The 14,202-nt window shown below is 70.9% G+C and carries 16 protein-coding genes; 8 read left to right on the top strand and 8 right to left on the bottom strand.

All coding sequences use genetic code 11. The features are described from left to right. Positions 1-237: 237 nt before the first annotated feature. Positions 238-816: a TetR/AcrR family transcriptional regulator gene (locus AW270_RS41815; RefSeq protein WP_061295978.1), complete on the bottom strand. Its 579-nt coding sequence runs from the start codon at positions 814-816 to the stop codon at positions 238-240. A gap of 163 nt (positions 817-979) precedes the next feature. Between AW270_RS41815 and AW270_RS18715 the strand changes: the two genes are divergently transcribed. Then, positions 980-2,512, top strand: a complete 1,533-nt coding sequence (locus AW270_RS18715) for an MDR family MFS transporter (protein ID WP_245674759.1) — start codon at positions 980-982, stop codon at positions 2,510-2,512. 48 nt (positions 2,513-2,560) lie between these two features. On the opposite strand, the gene AW270_RS18710 is transcribed toward AW270_RS18715, so the two are convergent. From AW270_RS18710 to AW270_RS18695, 4 genes are read right to left on the bottom strand one after another with little or no spacing between them, the layout of a single operon-like run. Next, on the bottom strand, positions 2,561-3,103 hold the full coding sequence (locus tag AW270_RS18710; protein ID WP_061295973.1) for a copper resistance CopC family protein: 543 nt from the start codon (positions 3,101-3,103) through the stop codon (positions 2,561-2,563). Beyond that, complete coding sequence (locus AW270_RS18705; RefSeq protein WP_061295969.1) at positions 3,100-4,239, bottom strand: Dyp-type peroxidase; 1,140 nt, start codon at positions 4,237-4,239, stop codon at positions 3,100-3,102. The genes AW270_RS18710 and AW270_RS18705 overlap by 4 nt, the downstream gene beginning before the upstream one ends. Further along, complete coding sequence (locus tag AW270_RS18700) at positions 4,232-4,792, bottom strand: copper chaperone PCu(A)C (protein ID WP_061295964.1); 561 nt, start codon at positions 4,790-4,792, stop codon at positions 4,232-4,234. Before AW270_RS18700 ends, AW270_RS18705 begins: the two co-directional genes overlap by 8 nt. 55 nt (positions 4,793-4,847) lie before the next feature. Further along, on the bottom strand, positions 4,848-5,414 hold the full coding sequence (locus AW270_RS18695; RefSeq protein WP_061295961.1) for a hypothetical protein: 567 nt from the start codon (positions 5,412-5,414) through the stop codon (positions 4,848-4,850). 156 nt (positions 5,415-5,570) lie between these two features. Here AW270_RS18695 and AW270_RS38855 point away from each other — a divergent pair, with 156 nt between their 5' ends. From AW270_RS38855 to AW270_RS18680, 4 genes are all read left to right on the top strand, one after another. Continuing rightward, a complete protein-coding gene (locus AW270_RS38855; RefSeq protein WP_157522196.1) occupies positions 5,571-5,732 on the top strand; it encodes a hypothetical protein in 162 nt (53 codons plus the stop codon). An 8-nt stretch (positions 5,733-5,740) separates the two neighbouring features. Then, the gene (locus AW270_RS18690) at positions 5,741-6,028 is read left to right on the top strand and encodes a hypothetical protein (RefSeq protein WP_157522193.1); all 288 of its coding nucleotides are present in this window, start codon (positions 5,741-5,743) and stop codon (positions 6,026-6,028) included. A 269-nt stretch (positions 6,029-6,297) separates the two neighbouring features. Then, complete coding sequence (locus tag AW270_RS18685) at positions 6,298-7,416, top strand: monooxygenase (protein WP_061295955.1); 1,119 nt, start codon at positions 6,298-6,300, stop codon at positions 7,414-7,416. Between the two features lie 19 nt (positions 7,417-7,435). Then, positions 7,436-8,578: a YibE/F family protein gene (locus AW270_RS18680; RefSeq protein ID WP_063819248.1), complete on the top strand. Its 1,143-nt coding sequence runs from the start codon at positions 7,436-7,438 to the stop codon at positions 8,576-8,578. Here the strand turns inward: AW270_RS18680 and AW270_RS18675 are convergent. After that, entirely contained in the window at positions 8,560-9,126 is a 567-nt protein-coding gene (locus tag AW270_RS18675; RefSeq protein WP_061295952.1) for an SH3 domain-containing protein, read from the bottom strand. The genes AW270_RS18680 and AW270_RS18675 overlap by 19 nt on opposite strands. A gap of 197 nt (positions 9,127-9,323) precedes the next feature. On the opposite strand from AW270_RS18675, the gene AW270_RS18670 reads away from it, so the two are divergent. Then, positions 9,324-10,277 carry a sulfotransferase family protein gene (locus AW270_RS18670; protein ID WP_061295947.1) on the top strand — a complete coding sequence of 318 codons (954 nt, stop codon included), beginning with the start codon at positions 9,324-9,326 and terminating at the stop codon, positions 10,275-10,277. A 98-nt stretch (positions 10,278-10,375) separates the two neighbouring features. Here the strand turns inward: AW270_RS18670 and AW270_RS18665 are convergent, their stop codons facing one another. Both AW270_RS18665 and AW270_RS42145 read right to left on the bottom strand, forming a co-directional pair. Further along, positions 10,376-11,221: a glycoside hydrolase family protein gene (locus AW270_RS18665; protein ID WP_245674758.1), complete on the bottom strand. Its 846-nt coding sequence runs from the start codon at positions 11,219-11,221 to the stop codon at positions 10,376-10,378. A 135-nt stretch (positions 11,222-11,356) separates the two neighbouring features. Next, positions 11,357-11,587, bottom strand: a complete 231-nt coding sequence (locus AW270_RS42145; protein ID WP_369408994.1) for a hypothetical protein — start codon at positions 11,585-11,587, stop codon at positions 11,357-11,359. Here AW270_RS42145 and AW270_RS18660 point away from each other — a divergent pair. Next, positions 11,484-12,695 (top strand): TIGR03118 family protein, encoded by a 1,212-nt coding sequence (locus AW270_RS18660; protein WP_061295940.1) that lies wholly within the window; start codon positions 11,484-11,486, stop codon positions 12,693-12,695. The two genes, AW270_RS42145 and AW270_RS18660, sit on opposite strands and share 104 nt — an antisense overlap. 26 nt (positions 12,696-12,721) lie before the next feature. After that, positions 12,722-14,161 carry an NADP-dependent phosphogluconate dehydrogenase gene (gene gnd / locus AW270_RS18655; RefSeq protein WP_061295936.1) on the top strand — a complete coding sequence of 480 codons (1,440 nt, stop codon included), beginning with the start codon at positions 12,722-12,724 and terminating at the stop codon, positions 14,159-14,161. The last annotated feature ends 41 nt before the right edge of the window (positions 14,162-14,202 follow it).

Raw genomic sequence — 14,202 nt, 5'->3', positions numbered from 1 at the left:
CTCTCCCCCTGGGCGAGCCCTCACATCACGGCTCCTGCACAACGTCGGGAGATGCGGGACCGCGTCCGCGGCCTCACCACTTCGCCAGAATCCGATGAGTTCGGAGTCGTCGAGGCCGTTCAGGCGCTTCCTCCAGCGCACCGCCCTCGCTGCCGGGACGAGTCGAGGGCCGAGCTGTACGACCTGGCAAAGGCCAACCGGGCGTCCTTGTCGAAAAGCGTGCGGTGTCCGGGCCGGTCAGCTCCCGGTCGCCTCGATCAATTCCAGGGCGACCTTCAGCGACGCCTCGTATTTCTCGTTCTCGTCGATCTTCGGGTCGGGGAGCATGAACCCGACCGCGTGGATGGCGAACAGGGCCAGGCCGTGTTTGAGCCGGAGCGTCAGCGGCTGGTCGTGGTCGATCAGGAGCTCGCTGAGCTCGACGACCTTCTCGCGCATCCGCAGCATCACAGGGTGGTGCTTCATCGCGGTCGGGTTGCGCTCCATGAAGCGGGTGACGGCGCGGGCCTCGTAGGCGCCCTCGGCGTAGCGGACGATGGCGGCGCGGCGGACCTCGGGGGTGACCGTGTCGTGGGCCCGGAGCTCCTCGATGATCACGTCGAGCGTCGCGATGCGGTCGATCATCATGCCCGCGACGATGTCTTCCTTGGTCTTGAAGTGGTAGTAGAGGGCCGCCTTGGTCACCCCCAGCGCCTCGGCGATCTCGCGGAGCGAGGTCGCCTCGTAGCCCTGCTCGGTGAACAGTTCGAGCGCGATCTCCTGGATGCGCGCGCGGGTGTCCCGGGTCTCCCGGGGGGCGAACGCACGTTCGCTCATGGCTTCTGGTCGTCCTTTTAATTCAACTTGACGGGCGGCTTGTACGGACCTTACCTTAACTCCGGCCACTTGCCGGTCGGCAAGTAAGTGCATGGGTTAACAAGGGGGCCCCGCAATGTCGGAAACCGCCGCCGCTCCACGTCCGGCGCGGTCCAGAGAGGTCATGATCATCCTCCCAGGGTTGCTCCTGGCGATGATGCTCGCCTTCCTCGACAACATGATCGTCGGCACCGCGATGCCCCGCATCGTCGGCGAACTCAACGGTCTCGAATACTTCACCTGGGTCACCACGGCCTACATCCTGGGCACGACGGTGTCCACCCCCATCTGGGGCAAGCTCGGCGACCTCTACGGCCGCAAGACCGTCTTCCTCACCTCGATCGTGATCTTCCTGGTCGGATCGGCCCTGTGCGGCATGTCCGGCTCGGAGTTCCTCGGCGGCGTCGACAACGGCATGACCGAGCTGATCGCCTTCCGCGCCATCCAGGGCCTCGGCGCCGGCGGCCTCATCGTCGGCGTGATGGCCATCATCGGCGACCTGGTCCCCCCGCGCGAGCGCGGTCAGTACCAGGGCATCATGGCCGCGATCATGTCCCTCGCGATGATCGCCGGCCCCCTCGCCGGCGGCTTCATCACCGACCACCTCGACTGGCGCTGGGCCTTCTACGTGAACCTGCCGCTCGGCGGCGTCTCCCTGGTCTGGCTCTGGCTCAAGCTCGACCTGCCCAAGAAGCGCACCGAGCACCGCATCGATTGGTTCGGCGCGATCATCCTGACGGTCGGGATCACCGCTTTGGTCCTGATCACCTCGTGGGGCGGCCAGAGTCACGGCTACCCGTGGGGATCGTGGCAGATCATCGGCCTGGGCGTGCTGGCCGTCGTGTCGTTCGCGGCCTTCATCCCGGTCGAGCGGCGCGCCCCCGAGCCGATCATGCCCCTGCACGTGTTCAAGGACCGCAACTTCAACCTGATCTCGGGCGTCGGCTTCCTGCTCGGCTTCGCGATGTTCGGCGCGATCTCGTTCCTGCCGCTGTTCCAGCAGCTCGTGCAGGGCGCGACCGCGACCAACTCCGGCCTGCTCCTGCTGCCGATGATGGCGGCGTCGATGGTCGTCTCCCTGTACGTCGGCAAGCGCATCACCGCGACCGGCAAGTACAAGGCGTTCCCGGTCATCGGCGGTGTCGTCATGGCCGTCGGCATGGCGTTGCTGACCCTGATGAACGTCGAGACCCCGCTCTGGCAGACCGGCGTGTTCATCGCCGTCCTCGGCCTCGGCATGGGCTTCCTGATGCAGACCACCATGCTGATCGCGCAGAACAGCGTGGAGCAGAAGGACCTGGGCGTGGCCTCCAGCGCCTCGACCTTCTTCCGGTCGATCGGCGGCTCCTTCGGCGTGGCCCTGTTCGGCGCGGTGTTCAACAACCACCTGGCCGACAGCCTGCGCGAGAAGTTCGGCGCGGCCTCCGCCGAGATGGTCGCCAAGGGCGGCCAGATGAGCCCGGCGGCCCTGGCCAAGCTCGAAGGGCCGGTCAAGCTCGGCTTCCTGGAGTCGCTGGCGGGTGCGATCTCCGGCGTGTTCCTGTGGGCGGTCGTGTTCGCGGTCGTCGTGCCGATCCTGGCGGCCTTCATCAAGGAGGTCCCGCTCCGGGGCGGTCCCGAGGAGCTCGCCAAGGAGGAGCCGGTGGCGGCCCTCTAGAACCCTTTATGTGTACGGCCCCCGCCTGAGGCGGGGGCCGTATTCATGTCATCTGCCGGTACGACGGCCTCGGACCAGGAACAGTCCCAGTCCCAGCAGGACGACCAACGCGCCACCTGCCCACAGGAGGCCGCCGCCGGAATCCTCCTCAGGCGCGGAGACCGGCACGGGGCCGGCCGGACGTTCCGCCGGGGCGCCGGCCGTCGGTACGGCCGCCGTTCCTGGGCTCACGGCCGTGGCCGAACCCGCCAGGGTGAAAGGGATCTCGCCCTCGATCGGGTGGCCGTCCGAGGAGACCACCCGCCAGCCGATCACGTACCTCCCCGGCGCGGGCGGTGAGACCACGCCGGCGACCAGGTCCTTGCCCTGGACCTCCGGTTCGGTCAGCGGGATCGCGGCGCCCGCCGCGTCGTGCAGGACCATCGCGGGGAACCGGACCCCGGCCGAGAAGGTCAGCGTGATCGAGTCGAGCGACCCGACGGTCGCGTCCTTCGCCGGATCGCTGCCCTTGAGCTGGTCGTGCGCCTGTGCGGGCGCGCTTGCGGCCACGAGGACGGCGAGCAGGGCGGCGAGGGCCGCGACCGCTCTCACGACAGCACCTCCTGGCCGATCCAGCCCTTCTCGTCGCAGCCCCTCGGGATGGCGAAGACCGCCGATCCGATCGGGGTGATCCACTCGTTGAGCAGGTCGGCCTCGGCGAGCTGTCTCTGGATCGGGACGAACTGGCGCTCGATGTCGGCCTGGTAGGAGGCGAACACCAGGCCCGAGTCGGCGTGGCCCTGCGCGGTGACGTCCTCGTCGTAGTTGTAGACGCGCCGCAGGATGCGGAGCGACGGGTCGCCGACGTGGGCGCGGCGGATGTGGGCGTACTCCGAGATCACCGGGAAGCCGTGGGCCTCGGTCGCCGCGAAGTCGGGGGCGTCGTGCTCCTTCACGCCGGTCAGGGGAGCGCCGGTCGCCAGGCGGCGGCCGATGGTGAACTCCCTGGCCACGACGTCGGCGGCGTCCCAGGTCTCCAGTTCCGCCTTGATGCGGCGGACGACCAGCTGCGTGGTGCCGTCCGGCCGCCAGACCGCCAGGTCGAACTCCGGGGTTCCTGGCCTCGGGTTGGCGGTGCCGTCCAGCTGGCCCATGACGTTGCGCTGGGTCTGCCCGCCGGGCTGGGTGCCGGCGGCGCGGCGGAAGCCCCGCTGGGTCCACCGGACCGTGGCGAACGAGCGGGCGTCCTTGACGATCATCCGCAGGGCGTGGGTGACGGTCAGGGGGTCGTCGGCGCAGATCTGGACCAGCAGGTCTCCGCCGGTCCACCTCTTCTCCAGCTTGTCGACGGAGAAGCGGGGCAGGGGCTTGACCGGGGACTTCGCGTCGGCGTGGGCGTACAGGCCCGGACCGAAACCGAAGGTCACGGTCAGCCGCGCCGGTGACGCCGCCAGTTCGGGCTCGGTGTCGGCGAGCGCCGGGCGGCCCTGGGTGAGCCGCCTGGCGTCGTCGGTGAGCAGCCGCATCATCCGGCCGAGGGCGTCGCGGTCGACGCCCTCGCGCAGGTCGAAGGCGACGAAGACGGCGTGGGCCTGCGGCTCGGTCGCGACGCCGGCCTGCCTGGGGCCGTGGAAGGGGACGACGGTCTCGGCGGCGCGGGCCTGCTGGGCCGACGCGGCGGGGGTGAGTGCGGCCACCCCCGCCACGACGCCGCCGGCGAGAAGTCCCCGGCGGGTCAGCTCAGCCATTGTGGGACTCGTCCTCCATGTCCATCCCCGGCTGGTAGTCCTCCTTCGCGCCGGCGAAGTCCTTGCCGATCGCGGTGAACTCGAAGGTCCCGCCGTCGGCGAAGGTGAGGGTGAACGGGATCTCGGCGCCCGGCTCGACGGCCTCCTTGGCGTCCATGATCATGATGTGGTCGCCGCCGGGCTTGAGCTCGTGGGAGCCGCCCGCCGGGATGACGAAGCCGCCCTGCTTGGGCTGCATGACCATCTTGCCGTCCTTGTCGACGACCTCGTGGAGCTCGATCATCGGCGACAGCGGGGACGTCCCCGAGACGACGGTGACGTCGGCCCCGGAGTTGTTGACCAGCGTGCCGAAGGCGGCGGTCATGCCCTTCTTGGCCGTCTTCACCCAGGGGTCGGTGATCGACAGGGCGGGTGCGGCGGGCGTGGCGGGTGCGGGGGTGGCCGGTGCGGCGGCGACCGGAGCGGCGGCGGTCGGGGTCTCCGCCGAGCCGCACGAGGAGATCGCGGCGGCGGTGGCGAGGGCGAGCAGGGACAGCGCGAGGCGCGAAGACATGAGAGAAGAACCCTTCGGGGAAACGGCAACGTCAGAGAGCCGCGCTGACCGGAGGTCAGGCGGTGGCGGAACTGACGGTGCCGGGAGGCCCCCGGCGGCTGATCTCGTGTCGCAGCAGCGCCGAGCCCGGGATGACGACCCGGTCGGCGGGCCGCGAAGGGCGCGGGTGGGCGGGCTCGATCGCCACCCGAAGCAACAGGAGGAGCCGCACGCCGACACGGCGCAGCAGCCCCCACAGGAGCGCCTCGCCCCGCGACAGCCACAGGGCGGTGAGCCCGACCGCCCAGGCGTGGGTGAGCAGCATGCTCAGGCTGGGCAGCAGCGTGGTCGTGTGGTGGTGGCCGGCCATCATGGGGTCGACGGCGTGGGCGTAGGAGAACATCAGGTGGAGCGCGGCCTGCCCCGCCGCCAGGGCGGGCAGGATCACCCGCCCCGGCCGCTCGCGCCCCGCCAGGGCGAACCCGGCGAGGAACGACAGGCCCAGCGCCACCAGCACCGCCGTCGTGGACGTCATGCCCCCGGCGTAGGCGTGCGCGCCGACGCTCAGCAACACCGAGACCGCCGAGAAGACGGCGGCCCGGACCGCCCGGAAGGGCGTCGAGGCTGGCGTGGCAGGTGTCATGGCGCGGACATCATCGCACGGCCACGGGCCGCCTCCCAAGGTGGTGAACCCTCCGGCGGTGGCGCGCGTCCATGAGGCCATGAGGCTTTCCCCGCTGTTACCGGTGATTCTCCTGAGCACGGCCTGCACGCCAGCCCCCGTCACCGCGGCGCCTCCGTGCCCGCCGACCTGGTCGGGGCCGCGCCGGAGGAGACCGCCGTCGAAGGGGCGTCGGAGACGCTGGTCCCCGGCGCGCCGGTCGGCGCCCTCGTCTGCGCCCATCCCGGGACCCCGGCGGCGAGAGACTGGCCGGGCAGCGGGAACTGCCGGCCGAGGTGACGGCGCGGATGGCCCGCGACACGCCCGCCTACGTGGGTGAGGCGGTCGCCGCCGCGTACACGGAGGGGACGTGGACCACTCCTGAGCACGAGGACCCCTGCGTGAGGTCTCTCGGCCGGCGCGGTCAGGAGGGCGCCATGGTCCCCGGGCGGCCCGTCGGGGTGCTGGTCTGCGGCCCCGGCTCCAAGCGCGACCACGGCCGCGACGTGGCCGCCGCTCTGGCCGCGGCCCTGAACGGCATCCCGCGTCAACCCGGGTCGGGCGGCTGCACGAGAGAGACCGATGGGAAGACCTAGCGGTTGCAGTTCCGGTACGCCGACGGCCCCGGGGTCGGGGTCATGGTGATGGAGGGATGCCGACCGCCCGTCCACAACGGGAGCATCAGCGGGATGGGGGAGTTCCCCCAGCTGAAGGCGCTGTCCGCTGGACTGCTCAAGTGAGGTGGCCAGCCCGAGACCACCCGCTTCTCCGCATGCGGCCGGAGAGCCGTCATACGTGGGTCGACATAGCGGACCATCCGGAAGGAGGACGCCCGCGCGGCGCCGCGTACGTCAGCGTGGAAGGCATGAATCGACTCTGGGGAACGACGGCCGCGCTCGTCCTGCTCGGCGCGCTGGCGGCCTGTGGCACTCAGGAGGCGGCGGCGCCGCCCGCCGCCACTCCCAAGCACGGTCACCCGGCCGCGGAGGAGAAGCCGCTGCCGTTACGTGAGGGCGAGCGGTTCGTCACGTTGACGATGCCGGAGCCGTACACCCCCAAGGGACCCAACGGCGGGAAGGACGACTACCGGTGCTTCCTCATCGACCCCGGCGCGCAGGGCAGCGGGTTCCTGACGGGGGCGCAGTTCCAGCCGTTGAACACCGCCGTCGTCCATCACGCCATCTTCTTCCGGCTGTCGCCCGAGCAGGTCGCCGAGGCCAGGAGGATGGACGCGGCGGCCCCCGGCCAGGGCTGGACCTGTTTCGCCGACGCCGGGGTCCGGGAGGCCGGATGGGTGTCCCACTGGGCGCCGGGCACCACCGAGACCCTGCTCGACCCGAAGTACGGCCACCCGATCCCGCGGGGCAGCCAGCTCGTCATGCAGGTCCACTACAACACCCGGGCGGGGGAGGGGCCCGACCAGTCGGCGATCCGGCTGCGGGTGAGCGACAAGCAGCTCGAACCGCTCGGCACCGCCCTCTTCCCCGGGTCGGTCGAGCTGCCGTGCACGGCACAAGAGAAGGGGCCGCTCTGTGACCGGGCGGCCGCGGTCGAGGACATCGGCCGCCGGTTCGGGCCGGAGTCGCGGCAGACGCCGGACGGGCTCGCGCAGATGTGCGGTCCGGCCGAGCCGGGACCGACGCAGCACTGCGACATCCCCGTGCGGGAGGCGGGCACGCTGCACGCGGTGACCGGGCACATGCACCTGCTCGGCCGGGCGATCAAACTGGAGCTGAACCCCGGCGAGCCGGACGCCCGGACGCTCCTGGACGTCCCCGAGTACAACTTCGACAACCAGGCCCTCGTCCCGCTCGCCGAACCCGTGAAGGTCGCGCGGGGCGACGTGGTGCGGGTGACGTGCACCCACGACGCCGCGCTCCGGTCGATGCTGCCGCAGTTCGAGAAGGAGCAGCCCCGCTACGTCGTCTGGGGCGAGGGGACCGCCGACGAGATGTGCCTGGGGGTCGCCATCATGTCGGTCTGAGCCACTACCCTTCCCGGCCATGGGGCACTCGCACGGGCCGGTCGCGCCCGCCGACCGCAGAACCGTCTGGGCCGTGCTGGCCGTCATCGTGCCGCTGGCGGTGGCGACGCTGGTCGCGCTCGTGGTCCTGTGGCCGGGCGACGTCAGGAAGGCGCAGGAGCCCGCGCTTCCCGAGCTGACCGGCACGATCACCTCGATCGCCCAGGAGACGGCGACCGTCGAGATCTCGCGCTACCACTCGGTCCGCGCGCTGCTGCCGACCGCTCCCGGGTCGGCGACGTTCGCCCAGGGCGACAGGGTGATCGTCCTGGACCTCCAGGACGGCACCTACGCCGTCTCCGACCACGACCGCTCGTCGTCGCTCTGGCTGCTGGCGGGGGCGTTCGCGCTCGCGGTGATCGCCTTCGGGCGGTGGCGGGGGGTGACCGCGCTGGCCGGGCTCGCGATCACGTTCGGGCTGCTGCTCACGTTCGTGCTCCCGGCCGTCCTCGAAGGGCGGCCGCCGTTGCTGGTCGCCGTCGTGGGCGCGGCGGCGATCATGCTGGTCGTCCTGTACGTCACCCACGGCGTCTCCGTGCCGACCTCGGTGGCCGTGATCGGCACCCTGGTCAGCCTCGGCCTCACGGGCCTGCTCTCGCTGCTGGCCATCGAGCAGGCCCACCTGACCGGCGTGAGCGACGACAGCAGCTGGCTGCTCGGCACGAACTACCAGATCAACACCCAGGGCCTGCTGCTGGCCGGCATCATCATCGGCTCGCTGGGCGTCCTCGACGACGTCACGGTCACCCAGTCGGCCACGGTCGCCGAACTCGCCCACGCCAACCCCGGGTACACGTCCCGGCAGCTCTACCGGGCCGCGACCCGGGTCGGGCGGGCGCACATCGCCTCGGTCATCAACACGATCGTGCTCGCGTACGCCGGCGCGTCGCTTCCCCTGCTGCTGCTCATCAGCATCGGGAACGAGCCCCTGGGTGAGGTGCTGACCGGGCCGGTGGTCGCGCAGGAGCTCGTGCGGAGCGTCGTGGGCACTCTCGGGCTGATCGCGGCGGTGCCGATCACCACGGCGCTGGCCGCGCTGACCTGCGGGGGGCGGGCCCGTTCGGCCGGGGACGTGCCCGAACGGGCCCGCGATCTGGTGAGCGATCAGGCGCGGCGCAGGTAGTAGCCGTACGACCAGCCGGTCTTGCCGCTCTTGGTGGTGACCTTGACCCAGCCCCTGTCCCGGACGGGGGACCCCTGGACGGTCGCCTTCCAATTCAGCTTGGCGACCACCCGATGGCCGAGGCCCGGCCCCGACCGGACGTTGAGGCGGCTGCCCTTGCGGACGTGCTGGACCCGGTACTTCACCGAGGTCCCGGCGGCCACGACCGTCAGGTAACCGGACGCCGTCGGACGGGACTGCCCCTGGCAGGCGACGGAGATCGAGTAGGTGCCCGGCTTCGTGCCCGACCAGACGGTGGCCGTGCCGGTCGCCCGGACCCCGTCGGGCAGCAGCGTGACGCTGCGGCCCCAGGCCGGCGAGTAGGCGTAGGCGGGCCGGGTCGGGCACGTCCTGGTGCGGAGCCGGACGGTCTGGCCGGCGTGGACGGTGGAGGGGGCCGCGGTGACCGCGGGGGCGGCGGCGCGGGCGGAGGCGGTGTTCGCGTCGGCCGGGAGGGCCAGGCAGAACACGGTCGCTGCGACGACTGCGGCGGGCTTGACGAGATCCATGATCTCACTCCTTACGTACCAGGCAGGCTTTTGACCTGCTGTTACTACCAAGAGTAATCGCTTGATTACTTATTGTGAATACCTTGGCGGAGATCTGGTTGCCAACCGGCGGTGTGCGGTCCGTACCGTGGGAAGGGCCGGGACGTTGAAGGAGGATCGATTCCATACTAAATTTGTAGGAAAAGTGGAGGATTATCGTGACTCTGCCCGGTTTCCTGGTCATGGGGGCCCCGAAAGCCGCCACGACCGCCCTGCACGCCGCCCTCACCGCCCATCCGGACCTGTGGATGTCCGAGGTGAAGGAGCCCAAGTTCTTCCTGTCCGACGGCCCGCCGCCGGACAAGGGCGGGCCCGGCGACGCGGAGACCTACCGCGAGCACGTGTGGCGCCGCTCCGACTACGAGGCCCTGTTCCGGCCCGGATACCTGAACGGCGAGTCGACCCCGTTCTACCTGTACGACCGCGACGCCCAGCGGCGCATCCAGGCGCTGATCCCGGAGGCGCGGCTGATCGTGGTGCTCCGCGATCCCGTGGAGCGGGCCCACTCCAACTGGACGCACCTGTGGTCGGCGGGGCTGGAGCCGGTGGGCGACGTCGTGGAGGCGTGCGCCCGCGAGCCCGAGCGGATCAGGGCCGGATGGGCGCCGTTCTGGCACTACGTGGGCCTGGGGAGGTACGGCGAGCAACTGCGTGACCTGTACGACCTGTTCACCGAGGAGCAGGTGCTCGTCTTCCGCTACCGGGACCTGCTCGACCGGCCCCAGGAGACGCTCGACCGCATCTGCGGGCATCTCGGCGTGCGCACCGGGCTGATCTCCGAGGTCCCCCGGGAGAACGTGACCGTCCACCCCCACGAGACGGTGCTCCACCAGGTGCTGTCGCAGGTGGTGCGGGTCGGCGACCGGCTCGGGGGCCAGGTGCTGACCGCGCCGCTGGCCCGGGTCCTCCAGCGCGAGGGCAAGGCCCGGCGGCCCCTGACGTGGGAGCAGCGCCAGGAGCTCATCCCGTACTTCTACGAGGACATCAAGCTGCTGGAAGAGGTGACGGGGGAGGACTTCTCCGACTGGGTGGGGCCTCGCGACCGCTCGGGCGGCCAGGTCGGCCACCGTCCCGACGGCCAGGGCCAGGCCAGGAACGGCCGCCCCAGATAGCCGGCGGTGCCGGGCGCCGGATGCGGCGCCCGGCCGGGGCGGGCGGCGGAGCCGTGACGGAAGCGAGGAAGACCCGCGCCGGATGGCGCGGGTGCTCGCTAGATCAGCTCCGTGCGGAGGTCGTGGGCGCCGTCGGGGCGGGTCCACTCGTAGTAGATGCGCCGGCCGCCGCCCGGCAGGTCGACGATGTCGAGGTAGCGGAGGCCGCCGTGGGGTGACTCGGCGTGCGGGTGGACGCCGACCGCCGTCAGGGTCGACGGGTCGGGGCCGGTCGCGACGCCGGTGCGCTCCTCGTAGTTCTCCGCCGCGCTGGCCCGGCCGTCGTAGTAGGCCAGGACGCCGTCGTCGGTGAAGCGGACCGCCGAGATGCGGACGCCGCGGGAGTCCCAGGCACCGGGGCGGCGGTCGAGGGCGGTGCCGTGCCAGGTCCAGTCGCGGCCGTCGGGGCTGGTGGCGTAGTCGGTGACCATCTGGTCGGCCTCTTCGGCGATCTCCAGCGGGTGGCAGGACGCCCACAGGTGCCACTGGCCGCCGTGGTGGACGATCACCGGGTCCTTGACGCCCGTCTTGAGGTCGCCGGGGAGCACCACGTGGGCGGTCGCCGGGTCGAGGTCCTCGGGGCGGGCGGCCTCCAGGAGCTCCACCCGCCAGTGCTTGGTGCCGTAGGTGGCGCAGCTCAGGTAGAGCCGCCAGACGCCCGACGGGGTCAGCACGAGCGTCGGGCGCTCCAGCGACTCGGTCCGCATCTGGTCCTTGGTGATCGTCAGCACGGGCTCGAAGCGCTCGCCGTCGTCGGACCGGGCGATCTGGATCGCGTAGCCGCGGCCCTCGCCGATCGGGCGGCGCAGCCGGTAGGCCAGGTAGATCGTCCCGTCGGGCGTGACGACGGCGCTCGGCGCGCCGGCCCAGAAACCGGGACCGTCTCCCGGCGGAGGGATCGCCACGACGGAACGCTGAGGCTGAGGGAGGAACATTCCGGAGTCTCCAAGGATCACACGTCGACGATAGACAACCAGGTCGCGGCGTCAGAGAGGTTTTGCCAGGTCGTTAACTCGACAAACCCTACCCTTTTACTGGGTTTATAGACCGGTGATATTCCCCTGAACCCTCTCGGTGACCCCCGCGTATCTCCGCCCGTAAGGGGAGTTCGCGAACCTCCAGCACCTTAGGTCATGAACCGAGAAGGCCCTCGAAGGAGACCACCAGATGCGTTCACGCGTCGCCGTGCTCACCGCCGGGACGCTCGTTCTGAGCACCCCCCTGAGCATCCCCGCCAGCGCCCAGACGGCCCCGCAGGCCAAGCCAGTCACCGCCGCCAAGCCCGCCGCGAAGCCCGCGGCCAAGAGCGCGTCCAACCGCTATGCCCAGGTCAACCTGGTGTCGGACGTGCCCGGCAAGGCTCCCGTCACCGACCCCAAGCTGGTGAACCCCTGGGGCCTGGCGATGGGCAAGACTCTGTGGGTCTCCGGCGCCGGCACCGGTGTCGCCACCGTCTACTCCGGCAACGCCAAGAAGGAGCAGACCGAGGTCGCGATTCCGGGCGGCACGCCGACCGGACAGGTCGTCAACATGTCGCAGGACGAGTTCCTGATCAAGGACAAGCCCGCGACCTTCATCTTCGCCAGCCCCTCGGGGGCGATCACGGCATGGAACGCGGAGGTCAACCCGAAGAACGCGGCGATCGCGGCGTTCACGAAGAACGCCGACTACAAGGGCCTGGCGGTGATGAACACCAACAAGGGGGCGTTCCTGCTGGCCCCCTCATTCTCGCACGGCCGGATCCACGTCTACGACGCCGAGTTCGACCGCGTGAGGCTGACCCACTCGCAGTTCCGCGACCCCCGGATGCCCCGCGACTACGCGCCGTTCAACGTCGAGGTCGTCGGTAACGTGATCATGGTCGCGTACGCCAAGCGCGACGCCACCACCGGCAAGGCCGTCCCCGGGCGGGGTCTCGGCTTCGTCTCGCGGTTCTCCGCCAACGGCCGCTATCTCGGCCGCTTCGCCCAGCGCGGCGCGCTCAACGCGCCGTGGGCGATGATCCGCGCGCCGCGGGGATTCGGCGCCTTGGCCGGTGCCGTTCTGGTGGGTAATTTCGGAGATGGGCAGGTCAACGCCTTCAACGCACGTTCGGGCCGATACCTCGGCGCGCTGCGGCAGTCCAACGGCCAGCCGATCGTGCTGGAAGGTCTGTGGGATCTGGAGCCGGGCACCGCGACGAACGGCGGAGAGAACTCTGTATGGTTCGCGGCGGGCATCGACAAGGCCCAGCACGGCCTCCTCGGCGTGCTGAGGCCGTCGGACGCCGGGCCGCTGCCCGGCGCCGGGTCGGCGTCGTCGCCGGCGGCGACGGCGACGCCCAAACCGTCGGCGAGCACTGCGCCGACGTCGTCAGCGGGCGGCAATTACGGTTACTGAGCTGCCCGGAAGGATAGGAGCGGCGCATGGACAAGAACGTTTTGGGCACGGCGGACATCGGGGTGACGGGCCTTGCGGTAATGGGCCGGAACCTCGCCAGGAACCTGGCCCACCACGGATACGTCGTCGCGGTGCACAACCGCACCGAGAGCAAGACCCAGGAGCTCGTCGAGAACCACGCCGGAGAGGGTGCGTTCGTCCCGACGGGCACGACGGCGGAGTTCGTGGCGTCGCTCACGAAGCCCCGTAAGGCGATCATCATGGTGAAGGCCGGTCCGTCGACCGACGCCGTGATCGAGGACCTGGCGGCCCACATGGAACCCGGCGACATGATCGTCGACGGTGGGAACGCCCTGTTCACCGACACCCGCCGGCGCGAGGCCGCGCTGAAGGAGCGCGGCATCCACTTCGTCGGCACCGGCATCTCCGGTGGCGAGGAGGGCGCGCTCAACGGCCCCAGCATCATGCCGGGCGGGTCGCCGGAGGCCTACCGGTCGCTCGGCCCCATCCTGGAGGACATCTCGGCGAAGGTCGACGGGGTGCCCTGCTGCGTCCACGTCGGCGCCGACGGCGCGGGCCACTTCGTGAAGATGGTCCACAACGGCATCGAATACTCCGACATGCAGCTCATCGCGGAGGCCTACGACCTGCTCCGGCAGGCCCTCGGCCGCACCCCGGGCGAGCTGGCGGAGATCTTCACCGAGTGGAACCGGGGCGACCTGGAGTCGTACCTGATCGAGATCACCGCCGAGGTGCTCGGCCACGTCGACGCCAAGACGGGACGTCCGTTCGTCGACGTCGTGGCCGACCGCGCCGAGCAGAAGGGCACCGGGCGCTGGACCGTCCAGAACGCCCTCGAACTCGGCGTGCCGGTCACCGGCATCGCCGAGGCGGTGTTCGCGCGCGGCCTGTCGGGTGACGTGACCCGTCGCCAGGCGGCCCGCGACCTGGAGGGCCCGATCGGCTCGGCGCCGAACTACTCCCTGGTGGACGACGTCCGGCAGGCCCTGCTCGCCTCGAAGATCGTGGCGTACGCCCAGGGCTTCGACCAGATGGCCGCCGCCTCCAAGGAGTTCGGCTGGGACCTCAAGCTCGGCGACATGGCCACGATCTGGCGCGGCGGCTGCATCATCCGCGCCCGGTTCCTCGACCGGATCCGCGACGCCTACGCCAAGGACCCGGCGCTGCCGACGCTGCTGGCCTCGCCGTCCTTCGCCGAGGCCCTGGCCGAGGCGCAGGGCGCCTGGCGGCGGGTCGTCTCCACGGCCGCCTCGATCGGCGTCCCGACGCCCGGGTTCTCCTCGGCGCTGGCCTACTACGACGGCCTGCGCCGCGACCGCCTGCCGGCGGCCCTGATCCAGGGCCTGCGTGACTTCTTCGGCGCGCACACCTACAACCGCGTCGACCGCGAGGGGGTGTACCACACCGACTGGAGCGGCGACCGCTTGGAGAGCCAGCAGTCGTAAGGAACCTCACGGGGTGCCGGTGACCTGACCACCGGCCCCCT

Source organism: Herbidospora cretacea (assembly GCF_001570605.1).
In the GTDB taxonomy this organism is placed as follows: Bacteria; Actinomycetota; Actinomycetes; order Streptosporangiales; family Streptosporangiaceae; genus Herbidospora; species Herbidospora cretacea.
Note: the sequence above shows the minus strand (reverse complement) of the source record. Positions and strands in the feature narration are given on the sequence as shown.